This is a genomic window from Natronomonas sp. CBA1123, from assembly GCF_009741925.1.
GTDB lineage: Archaea > Halobacteriota > Halobacteria > Halobacteriales > Haloarculaceae > Natronomonas.
This window is the reverse complement of sequence record NZ_WPCC01000052.1, coordinates 1-18,957: the sequence shown is the minus strand read 5'-3', so window position 1 is coordinate 18,957 and position 18,957 is coordinate 1. Positions and strand designations below refer to the sequence as shown.

At 65.7% G+C, this 18,957-nt stretch carries 20 protein-coding genes and 2 pseudogenes; 9 read left to right on the top strand and 13 right to left on the bottom strand.

What is annotated here, in order from left to right:
* Both GJ631_RS16560 and lonB read right to left on the bottom strand, forming a co-directional pair.
* Positions 1 to 302: pseudogene (locus GJ631_RS16560) on the bottom strand (CPBP family intramembrane glutamate endopeptidase); the annotation flags it as partial.
* Between the two features lie 279 nt (positions 303 to 581).
* Positions 582 to 2,696, bottom strand: a complete 2,115-nt coding sequence (lonB, locus tag GJ631_RS16555; RefSeq protein ID WP_156710217.1) for an ATP-dependent protease LonB — start codon at positions 2,694 to 2,696, stop codon at positions 582 to 584.
* Positions 2,697 to 2,924: 228 nt separating this feature from the next.
* On the opposite strand from lonB, the gene GJ631_RS16550 reads away from it, so the two are divergent.
* Together GJ631_RS16550 and GJ631_RS16545 are read left to right on the top strand one after the other, a co-directional pair.
* Positions 2,925 to 3,401, top strand: a complete 477-nt coding sequence (locus GJ631_RS16550) for a nicotinamide-nucleotide adenylyltransferase (protein ID WP_231754013.1) — start codon at positions 2,925 to 2,927, stop codon at positions 3,399 to 3,401.
* Between the two features lie 3 nt (positions 3,402 to 3,404).
* Positions 3,405 to 4,178: an S-adenosyl-l-methionine hydroxide adenosyltransferase family protein gene (locus tag GJ631_RS16545; RefSeq protein WP_156710216.1), complete on the top strand. Its 774-nt coding sequence runs from the start codon at positions 3,405 to 3,407 to the stop codon at positions 4,176 to 4,178.
* Positions 4,179 to 4,181: 3 nt separating this feature from the next.
* Here the strand turns inward: GJ631_RS16545 and GJ631_RS16540 are convergent, their stop codons facing one another.
* The 5 genes from GJ631_RS16540 to GJ631_RS16520 all read right to left on the bottom strand — a co-directional run bounded on the left by GJ631_RS16540 (position 4,182) and on the right by GJ631_RS16520 (position 9,694).
* On the bottom strand, positions 4,182 to 4,907 hold the full coding sequence (locus tag GJ631_RS16540) for an SDR family NAD(P)-dependent oxidoreductase (protein WP_156710215.1): 726 nt from the start codon (positions 4,905 to 4,907) through the stop codon (positions 4,182 to 4,184).
* Between the two features lie 63 nt (positions 4,908 to 4,970).
* Entirely contained in the window at positions 4,971 to 6,320 is a 1,350-nt protein-coding gene (locus GJ631_RS16535) for an APC family permease (protein ID WP_156710214.1), read from the bottom strand.
* A gap of 46 nt (positions 6,321 to 6,366) precedes the next feature.
* Complete coding sequence (gene thsA / locus GJ631_RS16530; protein ID WP_156710218.1) at positions 6,367 to 7,947, bottom strand: thermosome subunit alpha; 1,581 nt, start codon at positions 7,945 to 7,947, stop codon at positions 6,367 to 6,369.
* Positions 7,948 to 8,037: 90 nt separating this feature from the next.
* On the bottom strand, positions 8,038 to 8,937 hold the full coding sequence (locus tag GJ631_RS16525) for a glycosyltransferase family 2 protein (protein ID WP_156710213.1): 900 nt from the start codon (positions 8,935 to 8,937) through the stop codon (positions 8,038 to 8,040).
* 46 nt (positions 8,938 to 8,983) lie between these two features.
* Complete coding sequence (locus GJ631_RS16520) at positions 8,984 to 9,694, bottom strand: class I SAM-dependent methyltransferase (RefSeq protein ID WP_370518712.1); 711 nt, start codon at positions 9,692 to 9,694, stop codon at positions 8,984 to 8,986.
* Positions 9,695 to 10,089: 395 nt separating this feature from the next.
* Between GJ631_RS16520 and GJ631_RS16515 the strand changes: the two genes are divergently transcribed.
* From GJ631_RS16515 to GJ631_RS16495, 6 genes are all read left to right on the top strand, one after another.
* Entirely contained in the window at positions 10,090 to 10,368 is a 279-nt protein-coding gene (locus GJ631_RS16515) for a helix-turn-helix domain-containing protein (protein WP_156710212.1), read from the top strand.
* A 99-nt stretch (positions 10,369 to 10,467) separates the two neighbouring features.
* Positions 10,468 to 11,238, top strand: coding sequence for an MBL fold metallo-hydrolase (locus GJ631_RS16510; RefSeq protein WP_156710211.1), 771 nt, complete (start codon positions 10,468 to 10,470; stop codon positions 11,236 to 11,238).
* Between the two features lie 46 nt (positions 11,239 to 11,284).
* Entirely contained in the window at positions 11,285 to 11,983 is a 699-nt protein-coding gene (locus GJ631_RS16505; protein WP_156710210.1) for a YkgJ family cysteine cluster protein, read from the top strand.
* A gap of 58 nt (positions 11,984 to 12,041) precedes the next feature.
* The gene (locus tag GJ631_RS16500; RefSeq protein ID WP_156710209.1) at positions 12,042 to 12,437 is read left to right on the top strand and encodes a TRAM domain-containing protein; all 396 of its coding nucleotides are present in this window, start codon (positions 12,042 to 12,044) and stop codon (positions 12,435 to 12,437) included.
* 170 nt (positions 12,438 to 12,607) lie between these two features.
* Positions 12,608 to 12,742 carry a hypothetical protein gene (locus tag GJ631_RS19290; protein ID WP_255453979.1) on the top strand — a complete coding sequence of 45 codons (135 nt, stop codon included), beginning with the start codon at positions 12,608 to 12,610 and terminating at the stop codon, positions 12,740 to 12,742.
* A 180-nt stretch (positions 12,743 to 12,922) separates the two neighbouring features.
* On the top strand, positions 12,923 to 13,165 hold the full coding sequence (locus tag GJ631_RS16495) for a hypothetical protein (RefSeq protein WP_156710208.1): 243 nt from the start codon (positions 12,923 to 12,925) through the stop codon (positions 13,163 to 13,165).
* Positions 13,166 to 13,171: 6 nt separating this feature from the next.
* On the opposite strand, the gene GJ631_RS16490 is transcribed toward GJ631_RS16495, so the two are convergent.
* The 4 genes from GJ631_RS16490 to GJ631_RS16475 form a co-directional block, all read right to left on the bottom strand.
* Entirely contained in the window at positions 13,172 to 13,765 is a 594-nt protein-coding gene (locus GJ631_RS16490; protein WP_156710207.1) for a MarR family transcriptional regulator, read from the bottom strand.
* Between the two features lie 65 nt (positions 13,766 to 13,830).
* Positions 13,831 to 14,976, bottom strand: coding sequence for an SPFH domain-containing protein (locus GJ631_RS16485; RefSeq protein ID WP_156710206.1), 1,146 nt, complete (start codon positions 14,974 to 14,976; stop codon positions 13,831 to 13,833).
* 66 nt (positions 14,977 to 15,042) lie between these two features.
* The gene (locus tag GJ631_RS16480) at positions 15,043 to 15,615 is read right to left on the bottom strand and encodes an NfeD family protein (RefSeq protein WP_156710205.1); all 573 of its coding nucleotides are present in this window, start codon (positions 15,613 to 15,615) and stop codon (positions 15,043 to 15,045) included.
* Between the two features lie 39 nt (positions 15,616 to 15,654).
* Complete coding sequence (locus GJ631_RS16475) at positions 15,655 to 15,858, bottom strand: hypothetical protein (protein WP_156710204.1); 204 nt, start codon at positions 15,856 to 15,858, stop codon at positions 15,655 to 15,657.
* An 84-nt stretch (positions 15,859 to 15,942) separates the two neighbouring features.
* Here GJ631_RS16475 and GJ631_RS16470 point away from each other — a divergent pair, with 84 nt between their 5' ends.
* On the top strand, positions 15,943 to 16,437 hold the full coding sequence (locus GJ631_RS16470; protein WP_156710203.1) for a hypothetical protein: 495 nt from the start codon (positions 15,943 to 15,945) through the stop codon (positions 16,435 to 16,437).
* Between the two features lie 6 nt (positions 16,438 to 16,443).
* Here the strand turns inward: GJ631_RS16470 and metG are convergent, their stop codons facing one another.
* Entirely contained in the window at positions 16,444 to 18,540 is a 2,097-nt protein-coding gene (metG, locus tag GJ631_RS16465; RefSeq protein ID WP_156710202.1) for a methionine--tRNA ligase, read from the bottom strand.
* A gap of 37 nt (positions 18,541 to 18,577) precedes the next feature.
* Positions 18,578 to 18,957, bottom strand: a pseudogene (locus GJ631_RS18770) (glycosyl hydrolase); the annotation flags it as partial.

The window sequence follows — 18,957 nt, the reverse complement described above, 5'->3', positions numbered from 1 at the left end:
GGCGCCGACGACGCGCCGCCCCGGAAGAGCAACTCCTCGAAGCCGGCGATAATCGGGAGGACGACACCCAGTAGGACGACCCACCCGCCGAGGCTCTCCGGGGACAGCAACTCTCGCAACTCCTCGCTTGGGTCTCCGTTGAAGCGTTCGGCGAGGCCGCCCGCGAGTGCGTTCGCAAGCGAGAGGCCGACGCCTGCCGCGACGCCCACCGCCAGCGCCGGCAAGCCGGTACTGAGGGAGTCGGCGGCGACGCCAAGCGCCGAGGCCGGCACTTCGGCCAGCCACGCACCGCCGAGCAACAACAGCGCGAAAAAGCCCTGTGAGACGGAGACGTTGGCCAGAAGCGCCAGCGTCGACGGTTCGGAGTCGGGCTCCAGCGTCGATTCGGCCGGCGACGTCCGCGGTGCGGGCGCGACCGCGAATCGAGGTGGTCGGCGCCGTCGGGGAGGCGGTCCAGCCAGCGGCGCTCCTCGCGGGTGACGTACGCACCCGTAACGACCGACTGTGAGAGTCGCGCGAGAACGAGCAGCAGAAAGAGGACGGCCAGTGTGACGCCCGCGAAGGCCGCCCACCGCGTCACGTTACTGTGGGCTGGGGTTGCCGGTCGAACCGCCGACCGTGCGCTGTTCGAGCGCCGAACCGGTGATGTTCTTCAGGCGGTCGACGAGCGAGTCCTTCTCGGGTTCGCCTTCGAGGGCGACCTCCAGCACCTCCGAGATGTGCGAGACGGGGATAATCTCGATTTGCTCTTTGTACTCGTCTTCTATCATCACGTCCTGCTCGTTGGCCTTCGGGATGATGACCGTATCGAGACCGGCCTTCGCGGCCGCCTCGATTTTGTGGGTGACGCCGCCGACGGGCAGCACGTCGCCGCGAACGGACAGCGACCCGGTCATCGCCATGTTCTGTCGGACGGGGACGTTCTCCAGCGCCGAGATGACGGCGGTGGCGACCGTAATCGAGGCGGAGTCACCGTCGACGCCGCCCTCACCCGCCTGGACGAACTGGATGTGGACGTCCTTCTGGGAGATGTCCTCGTCGGAGAACTTCTTGATGATGGCGGAGACGTTCTGGACGGCCTCCTGTGCCATCTCCTTCAGTTGCCCAGTGGCGATGACTTCACCCGGTCCCTGACTGGGCGTCACTTCGGCCATGACGGGGAGGACGATACCGCTGTCCTCGCCCATCACCGCGAGGCCGTTGACGCGGCCGACCACGTCGCCTTGGTTGACCGTGAGTTCGTAGTCCTTCCGGCGCTCGATGTAGTCGTCGGCGAGCTGCTGTTCGATGGACCGCGAGCGGGCCTTCGCCTGTAGCACGTCGTCGCGAGTCGTGTACTCCTTGTCCTCGGCGCGGGCGATGTCGCCGGCGACGCGGACGAGGCCACCGAGGTTCCGGAACTCCAGGGTGAGGTGGCCTTTCCGACCGGCCCGACGGCGGGCCTCGAGGATGACTTCCTCGATTGCTTCGGCGGTGAACGGCGGCAGGCGGCCGTCGTTGGTGACCTCTTGGGAGACGAACCGGGCGTACTTCCGGCGCATCTCCGGGGAGTCCTCGATGGTGTCGTCCATGTACACCTCGTAGCCGTACCCCTTGATGCGCGAGCGCAGCGCGGGGTGCATGTTCTCCATCGCGTCGAGGTTCCCGGCGGCGACCATCACGAAGTCCGTCGGGACGGGTTCGGTCTGAACCATCGCCCCCGAGGAGCGCTCACTCTGTCCGGTGATGGAGAACGCCCGCTCCTGAATCGCGGTCATCAGTTTCTGCTGGGAGCGGATGTCGAGGGTGTTCATCTCGTCGATGAACAGCACGCCCTTGTTGGCTTTGTGGATGGCACCCGCCTCGACGCGGTCGTGGCTGGGCGTCTCCATGCCGCCGGACTGGAAGGGGTCGTGCCGCACGTCGCCGAGCAGGGCACCGGCGTGGGCGCCGGTGGCGTCCTCGAACGGTGCGACCTGCTGGTCGGCGTTGTTGACCAGCAGGTTCGGCACCATCGCGTCGCTGCCGCGGCTCATGTAGCGGAACGCGAGGTAGATGATACCGCCGGCGATGATACCGAGCAGGAGTTGCTCGGCGATGAGGATGGCGTAGCCGAACACCACGGCGATGATAATCCACATCAGGAAGCTCCGCATCTGGTTGCGCTTGCGGGCCTCCTCCTTGTGTGCCTCGACTATCTGTTCGCCCTTGCCCGCGGGCACCGTCCGCACTTTCGGCTCGTTGCCGTCGTCGGGGTTGTGATAGACGAGAACGTCCTGCAGTTCCTCCTTCGGGAGGAGTTGGCTCATCGCCTTCGCGAGCATCGACTTCCCGGTCCCCGGGGAGCCAATCATCATCACGTGCCGTCGCTGCTTGGCGGCCTTCAGGATGATGTCGCGGGCGTGGTCCTGTCCGATGACCTGGTCGACGAGTCGGTCCGGCACCTCGATATCGTCGCTGGATTCGACCTGCAGTCCGCCGAGGAGGTTGTCCTCCTCGCTTTCGTCGATTTCGACTTCGGCATCGACGCGGACGTCGCTGCCGAGGTCCGAGCCATCCAGAAGCTCTTCGTCTTCGTCGAGTTGGTTGTTGGCCTCGTCTCGCCGCTGGGCCGGTCGGTCCATCGACTCCGGCTCCTCGGAGCCTCGCCGCTCCTCGTCGGTGGGCGGTCGTTCTTCGGGCTCGGAAGCCTCGTCCGTATCCTTTTCGTTGCTCATAGAACCGTTGCTGTTGTCCATATTAGGGCCCGGTCAATTCATATACTTTCTCCCCACGTCACACCCTGCCGACGGTCAAAACCGGCAGAAAGCGAGCAGATTGCTCGGAAAACGGAGCGTCGAGAACGCGTCTCGTCGGGTTTATAAAATCGGCTCACGACCCTCTCGGTATGACGCGGGGGGTTCTACATCGGCCGGTTCCAGCCGTTCCACGAGGGCCACCACGCGATGGTCGAGCGCATCGGCGAGGAGGTCGACGAACTCGTCGTCGGCATCGGGAGCGCAGACCAGTCGCATACGGTCCGAAACCCGTTCACTGCCGGCGAGCGCATCATGATGATAACGAAGGCGCTCGTCGACATGGACGTCGTCACCTACGCGGTGCCAATCGAGGACCTCAACCGCAACTCCGTGTGGGTGAGCCACGTTCAATCGATGAGTCCGCGCTTCGAAGTGGCCTACTCGAACAACCCGCTCGTTTCCCGACTGTTCGAGGAGGCGGGCATCGAGGTGCGACACTCCCCGATGTTCCGACGCGAGGAGTTCGAGGGGACGGAGGTCAGAGAGCGCATCGCGACCGGCGGCGACTGGGAGTCGCTCGTCCCCGACGCGGTCGTCGAGGTCATCGAGGAAATCGACGGCGTCGACCGCATCCAGCAGATTACAGCCAGCGACGCCAACGGCGAAGGGAACCCCTCCGAATAGCCGATGATAACGCTCGCCTCCGACTTCGGAACGCCGTATCCGGCGGCGATGAAAGGGGTCATCCTCTCGGAGTGTGACGCACGGCTGGTCGACGTCGGCCACGACTTCCCCCGACAGGACGTTCGCGCGAGCGCCTTCTGGCTCTCGGAGGTCCTTCCAGAGTTCCCGCCCGCGGTCCACCTCGTCGTCGTCGACCCCGGCGTCGGCACCGACCGTCGTGCGCTCGTCGTCCGCGCCGGCGACCACGCGCTGGTCGGCCCCGACAACGGCGTTCTCTTGCCGCCCGCCCGCGCCCTCGCCAGCGGCGGCGACGGAAACTACGAAACCGACATCGACGCCTACGAACTCGAACTCGAAAACCCCCGCAGTTCGACGTTTCACGGCCGGGACGTCTTCGCCCCCGGCGCCGCGGCGGTCCACGAGGCCGGCATCGACCGACTGCCGGAACTCGACGGCGTCTCGCCGGCCGAGGACGTGGTCGACCTCACGTTCCCGACTCCCGACATCGGCGACGACGACGCGAGCGGCGAGGTACTCGTCGTCGACGACTTCGGCAACGTCGTCACGAACGTCCCCGGCGAGGTCCTCGACGGTCGCGAACGAGTGACGGTCGACGGAACCGATGTTCCGGTCGTTCGCTCCTATGCCCACGCCGAAATCGGCGCGGCCGTCGCCACCGTCGGGAGTCACGACAACGTCGAGTTCGCCGTCAATCGGGGCCGCGGCGACAAGGCCTTCGGGCTGTCGGCCGGCGACAGCGTCCGAATCGAGTGGTGAACCTCACCCCGACAGTTCGCTCTCCCAGTCGCCGGCCGGCATCGACTCGCCGGTGACGCCGCCCGGTGACTGCTCCAACAGCAGGACGGCAGCCTCGTCCATCACGTCAGGGTCGAGAATCGACGCCCGCTCGTCGTCCGGCAGGTGGTCCCAAAAGCCCGTCTCGACGCGGCCGCCGGGGTCGAGACAGTTGACGTTGATGTCCGGTTCGACCTCCTCGGCGAGCGTCTTCGAGAACCCCTCCAGTGCCCACTTCGAGGCGACGTACGGCCCCCACCCGGCGGACCCACGCCGGCCGAGCCCCGAGGAGATGTTGACCACGTTTCCGGACTCCATTGCCGGAATCGCGTGTTTCGCACAGAGGAACGGCCCGGTGACGTTCACCTCCATGATGAGTCGCCAGTCCTCGACGGCTATCTCGGTCACCTCGCGCAACTCGTCGTAGAGGCTCAACATCCCGATTGCCGCGTTGTTGACGACGCCGGTGAGTTCGCCGTACTCCGCTACGGTCGTCTCGACGAGCGCCTCGACCGACGGTTCGTCGGTCACGTCGGCCGGCACGGCGAGCGTTTCGCCGTCGGCGCTCTCGGCGACCGACCGGAGTTCGTCTTCGCTTCGCGCCGTCAGTACGGTGTTGGCTCCTTCCCGTGCGAATCGCTTCGCCATCGACGCGCCGAGTCCGCGGCTCGCGCCGGTGACGATGACCGTCTCTCCGTCGAGTCGTCCCATATCGGGTCGTCGCCGTGCGGCTACAAAAGTCGTCGCGTCGACCGGAAACGGAGTCGGTCGGTCTCAGTCGTCGGTGAGCGCGGCTTCGAGGTCCGCCTCGAAGGCCTCGATTTCTTCCCGGAGTCGGTTCCGTTCGAAGTACGCAAGTTCGACGGCCAGCGCACCGACCGCGAGCGCCACGACGGCGACGAACGTCCCCGGTTCCTTCCGGTAGAGGTGGCTGAACATCAGCGGGAAGAACGCGGCCGTCCCGACGACGCCGCCCAACGCGACGCTTCCGACGACGGGGTCGCTGTCGCGGTGCCGGAACGCAATCGAACTCATCGCGCCAAAGACGACGATGAACGACAGCGACGCAAAGGAGGTAATCGCATCGAGGCTTCCGAGCCCGGTCAACAGAGCGGTCACGCCGCCCAACACGAGGAGGCTTCTGGCCGACACGCCCTCGCCGTCGTCGGCGACGCGGTCGGGCAACAAATCCGAAGACACCATTCCCCTCGCGAAGTGTGCGGAGGAAAACAGCGTCGCGTTGATGGCCGACCCCGTCGAAAACAGCGCGGCGATGGCGACGGCAGTGACGCCGACACTGGCGTAGCCGACGGCCCCCAACATCGGTTCGGCCGCACTCGCCAAGGCGGTGTGTGGGTGGCTCTGCAGCGCGTCGCTCGCGAGGTTCGTCGTCGTCACCGCGACGAGGACGTAGATGGCGACGGCAGCCGGAATCGCGACGTAGACGGCCCTCCGTATCGTCTCGACGGGTTCCTCGATGGACGGCTGGTCGTAGAACAGCAACTGCCAGCCCTGAAAGGCGACGAAGGAGATGGCGGCGGCGACCACGGGCCCCGTCGCGATTAGGCTACTGTCACCGAACGACAGCGGCCGGGGTTCGATGGCCGTCGCGTAGACGATACCGCCCACCCCGAGCGCCAGCAGGATGCCGACTTTTCCGCCGACGAGCAGGTTCTCGACGGTGCCTGTCGCCCGGCTTCCGAGGAGATTGAGGCCGACGAAGGTCCCGACGACAGCCACAGACAGGAGGGGACGAAGCGGGACACCGAAGGCTGTCTCTGGGAGGCCGAGACGGAGCGCGAACTGTCCGAAGGCGAAGGCGTACATCGCCATCGAGCCGACGTATCCGAACAGCAGCGTCCAGCCGACCATCCCGGCGACCGTCGTGTTGCCGGTGAAGTGCTGGACGAAGGAGACGGACCCGCCGCGTTCGTCGGCCAGTCGGTTCAGGGCGATGTAGGAATGGCCGGCACACAGCGCGACGACGCCGGCGAGGACGAACGCCAGCCACGTCGCTGGGCCGGTGATGCCTGCAACGACGCCGAGGACGGCGAAGATGCCGCCGCCTATCATCCCGCCCAACGCGATGGAGACACACTCGACGAGACCGAGGCGGTGGCTCATCGCGCAGACGTTCTCGTCTCGAAAATAAAAGCGGACCGGGGCCGTCTTATTTCGCGGAGATGACGTCGTCGATGCGCGCAATCATCGTCGCCGCCTCGGTGGCGGACTCGACGGCTTCACGCTTGACGGCAGCGGGGTCGAGGATGCCGTACTCGACGGGGTCGCCGACATCGCCGGACTGACCTTCGGTGATGAGGCCGGCCCGTCCCTCGGCGTCGTGGGTCGAACGGAGTTCCACGAGCGCGTCGATGGGGTCCATGCCGGTGTTCTCCGCGAGGGTGCGCGGCAGCACGTCGACGGCGTCGGCGAACGCCTCGATGGCGAGCTGTTTGCGCCCTTCGATGCTGGCGGCGCTCGAACGGATGTGGTCGGCGATGGCGATTTCGGTCGCGCCGGCGCCGGGGACGACGCCGCCGGAGTCTAGTGCCGCGGTGACCACGTCGAGAGCGTCACGGAGCGCACGCTCGAGTTCGTCGGCGACGTGTTCGGTGCCGCCGCGGGCGAAGACGGTGACCGTCTCGGCGGCCGCGCCGCCCTCGATGAAGGCGAGTTCGTCGGAGCCGAACGTCTGGACGCTGACGGTGTCTGCGCGGCCGAGGTCCGACTCCTCGATGTCGTTCAGCGTGCCGACGGTCTTGGCGCCGGTCGCGCGAGCGATGGAGCGGGCTTCGTCGTCGTCGACGCCGTCGAAGGCGAGGACGCCCTCGTTGGCGAGATAGGAGGCGACGAGGTCCTCGACGTCGCCGGTGACGAACGCCACGTCGATGCCGGCGTCGGCGACGGCCTCGGCGTAGCCGCGGAGTTCGCCCTCCTCGGCCTCGATGGCCGCGTTGAGTTGGTCGACGCTGGAGATGTCGTACTCGGCGTCGATTTCGGCTTCGCGGACTTCGAGGTCCAAATCGAGTACGCCGATGGTCGCGTCCTCGACGGTTCGGGGCATATCCTCGTTGAGGGGCTCTTCCTCGCTGATGACGCCCTGGACGAGTTCGGTCGCGGAGGCACCCGCACCGGTCTGGGTGCGGATGGTGATGGCGTCGCGGTCGACACCCGCGTCCGTGCTGACCTGCTGGACTGCGGCGACGACGGTTTCGGCCAGTGCCGCGGCGTCGATGTCACCGGTGCCTTTGCCGGTCATCGACGACTCGGCGACGGCACGGAGGAGTTCCTCGTCGAGTTCGTCTTCGAGGGTCTGTTCCTCGATGGCTTCGAGTGCCAACTGGGAGGCTTGCTGGTAGCCCTCGACGATGGTCGTCGGGTGGACGTCGTCGTCGAGGAGGTCCTCGGCCTGGGCGAGCAGCTGGCCGGCCAGCACGGAAGCGGTGGTCGTACCGTCGCCGACCTCTTCCTCCTGTGTCTGGGCGACCTCGACGATCATCTGGGCCGCCGGGTGTTCGATGTCCATCTCCTGAAGGATGGTCGCGCCGTCGTTCGTAATGACGACGTCGCCGGAGTCGGAGACGAGCATCTTGTCCATCCCGCGGGGACCGAGCGTGGTCCGAACGGACTCGCTTACGGCCTTGCCAGCTGTGATGTTCGACGATTGAGCGTCCTTGCCGCGGGTCCGCTCCGTGTCCTCGTTGAGAATGAAAAGCGGCTGTCCGCGCCGCTGGCGCATCTGCTGTGACATAGTCATCACGTATGTCGTCAGCGGTTCTATATAAACGTTCCGCAACGCCCCGCAGACGGGACCGCCGGACGGCCGCTCAGTCCGGTGGTTTTATCTGCGGTCGTACACCGCAACGGCGCGGTCGGCACGGGTCGACCACCCGTTGGGGTTCCGTCGTGGACTGCGGTCGGTGTAGCGGGCGAGCAGTCCATCCTTGTAGCCGGCGACGCTCCCGACGACGACGTCGCGGCCATTGCCGAACCAGCTGGTCGGTTTCGCGTCGCCGCGGGCGACGTCTCGAAGCGTCGAGGCGGCGTCGGTGAACGCGTGTCGAACGGTCCGGAGCGATACCGTGGGATGGATGCCGTAGTTCTTCGCCATCCGGTAGGCCAGCGAGCGATACCGGGTGCGCCAGTTCCGTTCGGTCATGCCGCCGTCGGTGGCGGCCTCGCGGGCGACACACATGTCGGTGGCCCACGCCACGTCGTAGTCGAGGCCGGCGAGGCGGTGGGCCGCATCGCGGGCGCCGCCGATTTCGAGGTACTCGTCGAAGCCATCCAGTTTCTCCAACACCTCCCGAGTGAAGGCGGCGTTGCCGCCGTTGAAGTAGGTGACCGTCCGCCCGCGGATGGTGCGTGACTCGCTCGTGTCGGTGGCGACGCCGGCGCGGAGTTGTTCGTGAGTCGGGCCGGTGACCGCGTCGGCGCCGTCGAGTGCATGGGTGACCGCATCCAGCCATCCCTCCTCGACGGCCATGGTGGGGTTGACGAACGCGATGGCGTCGCCGCGGGCGCGGTCGAGGCCGGCGTTCCGGGCGACGTTGACGTTTCGGTCGTCGGTTTCGACGAGCACCGACACGTCCTCGCGGTCACGGACCATCCCGCTGGTTCCGTCGGTTGAGGGGCCGTTGACGACGAGTATTTCGGTGGGGGTCTCCGCCGTGAGCGCGTCGAGACAGCCGCCGAGCTCGTCGCGGTCGTTCAGCGTCGGTACCACCACCGAGAGGTCCATACTCCGCCGTAGCGCGCCCGATGCCTAAAAGTTCCGCGGGTTCACCTCACTCGGCGACGCGGGCGTCCCAGTAGGAGACCGAGGCGAGACGGTCGCCGACCGGGGTTCGTCCGACCGTGGTGTCGAGCGCCCGGAACGGGCGGGCGACCCACCCGGGAACCGCCCGGTAGAAGCCGTACGGGACGACGAAATCGTGGGCGGCGTCGGCCAACTCGAGGTCGGCACCGAGTAGCAACTCCCGCACCTCCCGCTCGGAGTAGAGTCGCGACCCCATCGGCAGCGCCCAGTTGTAAATCGAGCGAGTGGAGTAGCGGTTGAACGTGTCGAAGAACACCTGATTCTTCGAGACGCGCCGGAGTTCGGCCATGAACGCCTCCGGGTCGGGCGCCAGGTGGAAAAACCGCATCGCGAAGACGGAATCGAAGTAGTCGTCGGGAAACGGCAGTCGACTCGCATCGGCCTGCATGAAATCGAGGCTGTCGGTGACGCCGGTGGCGCGGGCCTTCGCCCGACCCTGCTCGAGCATCGCTTCGGAGATGTCGACGCCGACGATGTCGGCGCCGCGGTCGGCGAGCATGACGGTGAACCGCCCCGTCCCGCAGGCAACTTCGAGGACGCGCTTGCCGTCCAGCGGCGCCAGCGCGTCCAACACTGCCTCCTTCTCGCGCCGGTCGATGAAGCGGCCGCCCTGCGAGAAGCGTTTGTCGTCGTACGCCTCCGCGATGTCGTCGGCCTGATACCACTCCTGTCCCTTCACGCTACTCGAACCGACCCACCCGGGGCATAAAAGAATGCTGGATACAACGGCCACGGAGGCCCCCTCGCTCCCGACCGCGCGCCCCGCGTCGTTGGGGGCCCGTGCTCATGAGTGCCATCGCCGGCCGTCGAGTCGGGTATTCGAGGGACTGCGTTCTAATTGGATAATTGATACTTTCGGGGCCGAACCTCTCCGTTCGCCGAAACACCACGACACAGTTGTTCCAAAAAATGTGAATGAACGTCCATCCGGCGGCAATTTTTGGGGCGTATTTCGGGACGGTACTACATGACGGAATACAGAGTATAAGGGGCCATAATACACACTTGAGTGTACCTATTGTTTTGTTACCCATATAGCGAAGCTTTACCAGTGGGTTCCACTCACGGACCTGTATGAGCACGACCACGGAGGAACGCTCACGCCAGACCGACTCGCCGCTGTCAGACCCAGAGTTCCGCGAGCGGCTCCGGGAACTCCCCCCGAGCGCCAAACTCGTCGCGAAGGTCCTGGAGGACGCCTCGCCGCTCTCCCAGGGGCAACTCGCCGAGGAGTCGCTGCTTCCCGACCGCACGGTCCGCTACGCGCTCAACCGACTCGAAGAGGAGGACCTCGTCGACTCCCGGTACTCCTTCCACGACGCGCGCAAGCAGGTGTACTTCCTCATCGAGTAACGACACGTCTCCCACGCGTCCCGATTATTTCGTTTTCCCGGCCCAGCGAACGCTTCGCCGTGGCCCACAACTAAGCCGTCGCCCGTCCACGGGAGTGATATGTACGTAGAGCGCGTTCCCGTCGAGGTTCCCACTCGGGCACCGACGGGAGAGACCGCCTGTTACGTCGTCGGCGACGACGGGGCCCTGCTCGTCGACCCGCCGGCGCTCGACGAGCGCATCGAACGCCACCTCGACGATGTCGAACACGTCGCCGTCACCCACCACCACCCGGACCACGTCGGTTCGGTCGCCGACTACGCCGAGGCCGCCGGAGCAGCCGTCTGGTGTCGTTACGGCCGTGAGAGCCAGTTCCAAGACGTAACCGGGGCGATTCCCGACCACACCTTCCGGGAGGGAACGACGATACCGACCGGCGACGGCGACGTGACCGTCCGGGAGACCCCCGGCCATGCCCCCGAACACGTCGCCTTCGAAGCCGGCGACGACCTCCTCTCCGGGGACCTCGCCGTCGCCGCTGGGAGCGTCGTCGTCGGCGACCCCGAGGGCGACGTGCGGGCGTATCTCACCAGTCTTCGGCGCGTCATCGCGATGGCCTCCGACCGGCTGTATCCGAGCCACGGACCCGTCATCGAGGACGTTCGTGGGACTTGCGAGCGACTCATCACCCACCGCCTCGACCGCGAACGGCGCGTCCTCGCGGCCGTCGAGTCGGGCAACCGAACCGTCGCCGACATCCTCGATGCCGCCTACGAGAAGGACCTCACCGGCGTCCGTGACCTCGCCGGCGCGACGGTGCGTGCTCACCTCTGGAAACTCCACCACGAGGGACGAATCGAGTTCGACGGCGCCCGCGCCGACCCCGCCTGAGTCGGTCGAACACGCTTCTTATTTCTCTGGACCCGAAAGGCGGGGCATGGAGAGCCTCGAAACCGAACTCGAACAGGCGCGTGACCTCTCGGTGGCCGAGTTGGCCGACGCCATCGAGTCCATCGGCTTCGAGTGTACCCGCTGTGGCGCCTGCTGTAAGGCCAACGACCCGGCCGACGGCGACGGCGAGACGGAGCCACACACCGCGACGCTGTTTCCCGACGAGGCCCGCCAACTGCAGAAGGCCACCGAGGAAGACTTCGAGGAAGCCTATGACTGGCGAGACGTTGCTCGCCCGATGCCCTACGGCCTCTCGGAAGGCGAGGACGGCCCCGAAGGCGAGACCTTCGAGTGGGCCATCCAGACCGACGCCTGCGGCGACTGCACCTTCTACGAGGAAGCCGAGGACGGCACCGGCGCTTGCGGCGTCCACGACAGCAGGCCGCTCGTCTGTCGCACCTACCCGTTCAGCGTCGCCTTGGGCGGGACGAGCGAACCGATGGGCGAGGCCGTCGACCGCGAGGGCCTCGTCCGCGCACACGAGTGTGAGGGTCTCGGTCGGGATATCTCACGAGCGGAGGCCGAGGAACTGGCTGCCGCGCTGAAGGAACGCGCCGTAAGGGAACTCGAGGAGGCCATCTCGCTTCGGGACCGCTACGAACCGCGTTCCGACGTGAACGGCGTCGTCGTTCACGACTCCGAGGGGGCCAAGCGACCCGACGGCACACCGCTCGAAGAGCGATAACCCCCTCGACAGTCGGTACCTTCTATACGCGTCACACACATGTCGTGACCGAAGGTCTATGGAAATCTCCGATAAACTCCTGTGTCTGTTCAGCGCCGAGGTCGAAGAAAACGAAGACCGTTTCGTCGTAGAGGTCCCGCGTCGAGAAATCGAAACCGGTGCCGTCGACCCCGGTGACACCTACCGGGTCGCGCTCATCGCGGGCGAGGGCGGCAGTACAACCGACGCCGAGGGCACGCCCGAAGAGACGCCGAGCGACGAACCGCAACCGCCCGTCGAACCGGGCGAAATCCGCTACGTCGAAATCGAGGACCTCGGCAAGCAGGGCGACGGCATCGCCCGCGTCGAGCGCGGCTACGTCATCATCGTCCCCGGTGGCGAGGTCGGCGAGCGCGTCAAAATCGAGGTCTCGGAAGTGAAATCCAACTTCGCGGTCGGCGAGATTCTGGACTGAAACCTTCTCGAACCGGTTTCTCACCCCACTTCGAACGTTCCCGAGAGGGAGTCCTCGGCGCTGGCCGCGTCGAGTACGGGGCCCGAACCTGAAAACACATCCCTCCCCCGGCGTCAAGCTATCGTATGGCAGGCGACCGGAACGAATGGACCACCACCTTGGTATCGGGTATGGCCCTTCTCACCCTCGGAATCGTCGCCCTAGACGGAGCCCCGTGGTTCGTTCAGTATCCCGTACTGGTAGCCGCACTCCTGCTGTCGGTGGCGTCGGCCGTTCAGGCGGCGTTGGCGTCGTCTTCGCCGTGAGATAGCCCGCCGTGAACGGCGGGTGGTCGTCGCTCCGACGCTCACGGCGTTTCCCCCTCGTACCAACCCACCCACATTGGCCGTGTTCCACCGTCGTATATGAACACAAAACCGCATGACAGCGGCGTGTTCACCGACCGTACCAAACCGCCTTTTGTGGTATCCGTACAGTATCCATGTATGAGCGCGACCGCAGCGGCACCGACCTCCGACCTCACCGACAAGCAACGGGAAATCCTCGCGTACCTTCGGGAGAAGGGCCAAATGAAGACGTACTTCAAATCGCGGCTCATCGGCGAGGAACTCGGCCTGTCGGCCAAGGAAGTCGGCTCGAACATGACCGCCATCTGTGAGGGCAACTTCGACGTCGATGTCGAGAAGTGGGGGTACTCTTCGGGAACGACGTGGAAAGTGACGGTCTAACCGGGTTCAGGGCGTGTATCGGACGAAGTCGTCGGCTTCGTCGGCGAAGGCGACGGCGTCCTCTCCGAAGGAGTCGGCGTATCGGACGACGAGCGTCAACAGCGTCTCCGGGCGCTCGATTTCGTAGCCGTCCTCGCGAGTCAGGAGCCCTGCGGCCTCCAGTTCTGCGGCGTACTTCGAGACGGTCGACCGCGAGACGCCGATTGAGTCGGCGATGTCGCTCCCGCTGGCGTCGGGGTCGCGGAGCAACGCGATGAGCATCCGGCGCGGCGTCTCCCGGCGGAGATAGCCGAGCGCCCGCTGTTCGAACTCCGAGAAGCGGCCGGCGGGGAAGTACCGCTTGTAGTCGCCGTCCTTGCGGTGTTCGACGGTCCCGTCGCCGTCGAGTCGACGCAGATGGTGTTGTGTCTCGCCGGTTCCGAGCTGGAGGTCGTCGCGGAGCTTCGAGAAGTGCGCCCCCGGCGTCGCGGCGAGGTAGCCGACGATGGCGTCGCGAACGTCGCTCGTGTCGTCGGAGAGACGGACCAGCGGCGTCGTCGCTCCCAGCGCCGCGAAGCGCTTCAGCGTCGCCCGCTTGCTCTCGTCGACCTCCTCGGTCATTACGCCACCCTTGGCAACTGCACGCTAAAACAGCTTCGCCCCTGATTCCCGGATTTTAAAGGGGGTCAGTTCTTCTCGCTCTCCAACTCCTCGTCGGCCTCGGCCGGTACCTCCTCGTCCATCTCCGCGATGACCTCGTCGGGGTCCTTGATGTCGGCGGTGTCGGCGCCCTCCTTGATGGCCTGGGCCTCCTGTTCCATCTTCTCGACGTCCATCTCGGTTTCCTGCTCGATTTGCCCGAGAATCTCCTCGATGTCGTCGAGGCCGAGCAACTCGCGGGTCTCCGAATCGAACTCGAGGCCCTCCAGCAGCTCCGATTGGCTCTCTACGTCGCTGCCGGTGAGGTGTTTGCCGTATCGGGACAGCAACGAGGTGAGTTCCTGCGGGAGGACGAACGTCGTCGATTCGCTGGTGCCGATTTCCTCCAGCGTCTCCATCCCGCGTTCGATGATGGCGCGTTCGCCCATCGAATCGGCGGACTTCGCGCGCAGCACCGTCGAGATGGCGTCACCCTGGGCTTCCAGAATCTGGCTCTGTTTTTCACCCTGGGCGCGGATGATGTTCGAGGACTTGTCACCCTCGGCCTTCTCGATGGCGGAGCGCCGCTCACCCTGGGCTTCCAGAATCATGGCACGCCGCTTCCGCTCGGCGGAGGTCTGCTGCTCCATCGCCTGCTGGACGTCCTTCGAGGGGTTGACCTCCCGGACCTCGACGCTCTCGACGCGGATACCCCACTCGTCGGTGGGTTCGTCGAGTTCCTTCCGAATCTTGGCGTTGATTTCCTGGCGCTTGTTCAGCGTGTCGTCTAACTCCATGTCGCCCAACACTGCCCGGAGCGTCGTCTGGGCGAGGTTCGAGACGGCCTTCTTGTAGTTGTCGACCTCCAGGAACGCCTTCTTGGCGTCCATCACTTTGATGTAGACGACGGCGTCGGCGGTGACCGGCGAGTTGTCCCGCGTGATGGCCTCCTGTCGCGGCACGTCGAGCGTCTGGGTCCGCATGTCGAAGGTGTACGTCCGCGAGACGAACGGCGGGACGAAATTGATACCCGGTTCGAGCAGTTTGCGGTACTCGCCGAACACCGTGAGGGCGCGCTTCTCGTAGGCGTTGACGATTTCGACGGCCTGATACACCGCCGCCACCGCCACTGCGAGCAGCAGTAGCGCGACGACCGGCAACACCACGCCGCCCAACTGGAGGGGAACGAACATAGCGCATCTTCGGACGAACGGTGCATAAGGGTTCGCCCGGAAGCGGCGTCACGGACGCTCGTGGCCCTACACCGCTTCGCTCTCGCCGTCGCGTTCGTCGTCGCTCTCCCGCTCCCGACGAGTGCGTTCGCGTGCGAGTTCGCGGTCGATGTCGTCTTCCAGCCCCGCCATCGATTCGACGGTGAGGACGTTGCCGCCGCCGGGGTCGACGACAATCACCTCCTCGCCTTCCTCGATGTCGCCGTCGAGCGCGCGGGCCTGGTAGTAGGGGTTGAACCCGCCGCTGTCGAGTTTCACTTCACCGCCGCTTTTCGTGACGCGTTCGGTCACTCGCCCCGTCTTCCCCTGTAGCGACGCCGAGTCGCTTGTCCGACCGGTTCCCTTCCCACCGTAGAAATCGAAGGTCCGGTAGACGTAGAGTGCGGCTCCGCCGGCGGCCAAGACGACGGCAGCGAGCACGAGCGGCAGCGCCGCACTCGGCAACAACCCGCCGAGGAGGAGGCCAACGAGGCCCGCGGCCAGCAGCGCGATACCGATGACGATGAAGTGCGCGCCGGGGGCGAACGCCTCCATCACCATCAGTCCCGCGCCGGCGAGGATGAGCAGGAACGGCACCGAATACCCGAACAGTTCCGCCATACTCCAGAGTAGGGGTTCCCGGTGGTTAACGCTTCGCCCCTACACGAACAGCCGCGAAATGATGAACAGCGCGAAGGCGATGCCGAGCAAAAAGAAGAGTGTCCCCTCCAGCGTCGGGTCACCGGCCTCGATGGGTTCCGGCTCCCTGAGGCTTCCCTCGGTCGCCTCGGCCTCCCGCCGTTCGATATCGGACAGCGAGAACTCCCACGACTCGTCGTCGGCGTCGGCGTCCCGGTCGTTCATATCGGTCGTAGCGGACCCGCTAATAAATGGCTGTCGAGACTCCACGAAACGACTATATCGGGACGGCGCTTCTGTGTGGTAGTCATGAAACGTGTCATTCGAATTGAAACACTACTGCTCGCGGGACTGCTCGTCGTCTCGTTGTTCGGTGGGGCCGCTGTGGCGGACAGCCACGGCGAGGCCGACATGGACCAACTGGTCTCCCAGTACAACGCCAACGTCGACGAGGCGCCCGGTCTCGTCGCGAACCGACTCGCGGGCGAACGGGTCGAACTCCGCGTCGGGAGCGGCGACGAGGTGGCCACCGCGAACTCCGGGTCGGCGTACCATTTCGAACTAGCCGACGACGGGCGAATCGCCGATCACGGAGAAGGGCCCGCCGACGACCCCACCGTCCGGGTGTTGACGAGCGAGAGCACCCTCGACGACATCCTGACGAGCGACCAACCGGGTGCGACGTTCCGTGCGGCCTACAACGACGGTACCGTCGATATCGAGGGCGTCGGCATCACGAACACGGTAAAAGTCGAAGCAACGAAGTTCGCGGTCAGGGCCGGTAGCGCGCTCGGCCTGTTCTAACTCCCGCTACTGCACTTTCGTTCCGGGTTCGGCGTCTTCCAGCGTCGTCAGCAGGTCGGCCTCCTCGCCCGCGGCGAGCAACATCCCGTTGGACTCGACGCCGAACAACTCCGCCTTCTCTAGGTTCGCGAGGACGACGATTTTCGTCCCCGGAAGCTCGTCGAGGTCGTGGAGTTGCTTGATGCCGGCGACTATCTGTCGGGTCTCGACGCCGATGTCGACCTCAAGTTTCACGAGGTCGTCGGCGCCCTCGATGGGTTCGACCGACAGAATCTCAGCGAGTCGGATGTCGAGGTCTTTGAACTCCTCGAAACTGATGCGCTCCTCTGCGACGGGTTCCAGTTCCATGGCCGGTGTGTCGTCGCCCTCGGACTCGTCGCTTTCGGTCTCGGATTCCGCTTCGGCGGCCTCGATGCTCTCCCGTAACTGCTCGTTGAGTTCCTCGACGCGGTCGTCTTCGAGGCCCTCGAACAGTTCCTCGGGTTCGCCGAACTCCGCGGGCGGCGCCGCGAGGGCCGCGCTCAACTCGGCGTCGTGGACGCTGCCGGACTCGCCGAGTTGGCTCCACAGCGCCTCGGCCTTCCCCGGCAACACGGGCTCCATGAGGACGGCGATGGCCTTCGACAATTGGACGCAGTCCCGGATGACTTGTGCGGCCTGCTCGGGGTCGTCGTCGGTGAGCTTCCACGGTTCGTGCTGTTGGATGTACTCGTTGCCGAACTTCGCCAACTCGACGGGGACGTGGCCGAGGCCGCGGACGCGGTAGTCGTTGATGGCCTCACGGAAGTCGGCCATCGCCTCTTCGATGCGGTCTTCGACCTCCTCGCTGACCTCGGTGTCGGGCGTGCCGTCGTAGTTCCGCTCGGCGAACAGCAGCGACCGGTAGGCGAAGTTCCCGAGCGTTCCCACCAACTCGCTGTTGACGCGTTCTGCGAGGCCGTCCCACGAGAAGTCCACGTCGGCGACGAACTCGCTGCCCGTGATGATGTGGTACCGATACAAATCGGGGTGCAGTCCCGCCTCGATGTAGTCGTCGGCCCACACGGCGCGGTTCCGGGAGGTCGAAAAGCCCTTGCCGTCGAGGTTGACGAACCCACAGGCCATCACGGCCCGCGGTTCGTTGTAGCCCGCGCCACGCAGCATCGCCGGCCAGAAGACGGTGTGGTGTTGGATGATGTCGTGGCCGATGATGTGGACGATTTCCCCGCCATCAGGGTGTTCCTCGGAACCGTGGTTTTTCCAGACGGCCTCCCAGTCGTACTCGTCGGCACCGACCTGTTCGGTGTACTGCTTCGTCGAGGAGACGTACTCGATGGGGGCGTCGACCCAGACGTACAACACGAGTTCTTCTTCGCCGTCCTCGCCAGGATAGTCGATACCCCACTCCATGTCGCGAGTGATACAGAGGTCCTGTAGTTCTCCCTCTATCCACTCACGCGGCTGGTTTTGGGCGTTTTCGGTGCCCTCCAGTCGGTCGAGAAAGCCCTTCAGGTACTCCTGGAAGTCCGACAGTCGCAGGAACTTGTGGGGTCGGGTGCGGTACTCGGCGGGGTTGCCCGTAATCGTCGAGACGGGGTCTTCGATTTCTCCGGGTTCGAGGTGGCGCTGACAGCCCTCGTCGCACTCGTCGCCGCGGGCGTGTTCGCCACAGTACGGGCAGGTCCCCTCGACGAAGCGGTCCGGGAGCGGCTGGTCGGCCTCGCTGTCCCAGGCGACCTCGATTTCCTTCTCGACGACGTGGTCGCCGTCTATCCACGACCGGACGAACTCCCGTGTCGTCTCCGTGTTCGTCTCGTCGTGGGTGTGGCCGTAGTTGTCGAACTCGACGTTGAACTCCGGGAAGGTCTCCTCGTACTGCTCGTGGTATTCGAGTGCGAACTCCTCGGGGGAGACGCCCTCCTTTGCGGCGTTGACGGCGATTGGCGTGCCGTGCATGTCCGACCCGCAGACGAACGCCACGTCCTGTCCGACAGTCTCCAGCGCCCGCGAGAGCGCGTCGCCGCTGACGTACGTCCGCAGGTGGCCGACGTGGAGGTCGCCGTTGGCGTACGGCAACCCGCAGGTGACCACCGCGGGGGTCTCGGTGGGGAACTCCTCGTGCATACAGGAGTTCCCGTCCGTCAGGGGTAAAACAGTCCCGTTATTCGCCGTCGCCGTCGGTGTCGGCCACGGCCGTCATCGAAGCGACTTCCGAGGGGACGCTCCCCACGCCGAACCACCCTTCGGCGTCACGCCGCAGTATCGACCCCGCGGTCGTCCCGGCGTAGACCTGTCCGTCAGCGGCGGTAAACGAGAGCACGAACTCGCCGGGACCGCCGGCGTACTCCACTGGCCGAATCGTCTCTCCGTCGGCCGCCTCGAACAACGCCGCATCGGTGCCGCGGGGGCCGTCCCACGTGTGTGGCGGCCCGCCGGTCGCGGCCGCGTACAGCCGCCCCTCGTGGACGAACGCTTCCCGGAAGTAGCGACGGTCGAGGCCCGAATCCAGCCGCCTCCACGTCCGACCCGCGTCGTCGGTGC

Bases quoted from the DNA above. Each gene is read 5' to 3' on its own strand.
- lonB (WP_156710217.1), bottom strand. From the start codon at position 2,696: ATGAGCAACGAAAAGGATACGGACGAGGCTTCCGAGCCCGAAGAACGA.
- GJ631_RS16505 (WP_156710210.1), top strand. From the start codon at position 11,285: ATGGAGAGCCTCGAAACCGAACTCGAACAGGCGCGTGACCTCTCGGTG.
- GJ631_RS16510 (WP_156710211.1), top strand. From the start codon at position 10,468: ATGTACGTAGAGCGCGTTCCCGTCGAGGTTCCCACTCGGGCACCGACG.
- GJ631_RS16475 (WP_156710204.1), bottom strand. From the start codon at position 15,858: ATGAACGACCGGGACGCCGACGCCGACGACGAGTCGTGGGAGTTCTCG.
- GJ631_RS16470 (WP_156710203.1), top strand. From the start codon at position 15,943: ATGAAACGTGTCATTCGAATTGAAACACTACTGCTCGCGGGACTGCTC.
- GJ631_RS16545 (WP_156710216.1), top strand. From the start codon at position 3,405: ATGATAACGCTCGCCTCCGACTTCGGAACGCCGTATCCGGCGGCGATG.
- GJ631_RS16550 (WP_231754013.1), top strand. From the start codon at position 2,925: ATGGTCGAGCGCATCGGCGAGGAGGTCGACGAACTCGTCGTCGGCATC.
- GJ631_RS16535 (WP_156710214.1), bottom strand. From the start codon at position 6,320: ATGAGCCACCGCCTCGGTCTCGTCGAGTGTGTCTCCATCGCGTTGGGC.
- GJ631_RS19290 (WP_255453979.1), top strand. From the start codon at position 12,608: ATGGCCCTTCTCACCCTCGGAATCGTCGCCCTAGACGGAGCCCCGTGG.
- GJ631_RS16515 (WP_156710212.1), top strand. From the start codon at position 10,090: ATGAGCACGACCACGGAGGAACGCTCACGCCAGACCGACTCGCCGCTG.
- metG (WP_156710202.1), bottom strand. From the start codon at position 18,540: ATGCACGAGGAGTTCCCCACCGAGACCCCCGCGGTGGTCACCTGCGGG.
- GJ631_RS16490 (WP_156710207.1), bottom strand. From the start codon at position 13,765: ATGACCGAGGAGGTCGACGAGAGCAAGCGGGCGACGCTGAAGCGCTTC.
- GJ631_RS16500 (WP_156710209.1), top strand. From the start codon at position 12,042: ATGGAAATCTCCGATAAACTCCTGTGTCTGTTCAGCGCCGAGGTCGAA.
- GJ631_RS16495 (WP_156710208.1), top strand. From the start codon at position 12,923: ATGAGCGCGACCGCAGCGGCACCGACCTCCGACCTCACCGACAAGCAA.
- thsA (WP_156710218.1), bottom strand. From the start codon at position 7,947: ATGTCACAGCAGATGCGCCAGCGGCGCGGACAGCCGCTTTTCATTCTC.
- GJ631_RS16525 (WP_156710213.1), bottom strand. From the start codon at position 8,937: ATGGACCTCTCGGTGGTGGTACCGACGCTGAACGACCGCGACGAGCTC.
- GJ631_RS16540 (WP_156710215.1), bottom strand. From the start codon at position 4,907: ATGGGACGACTCGACGGAGAGACGGTCATCGTCACCGGCGCGAGCCGC.
- GJ631_RS16485 (WP_156710206.1), bottom strand. From the start codon at position 14,976: ATGTTCGTTCCCCTCCAGTTGGGCGGCGTGGTGTTGCCGGTCGTCGCG.
- GJ631_RS16480 (WP_156710205.1), bottom strand. From the start codon at position 15,615: ATGGCGGAACTGTTCGGGTATTCGGTGCCGTTCCTGCTCATCCTCGCC.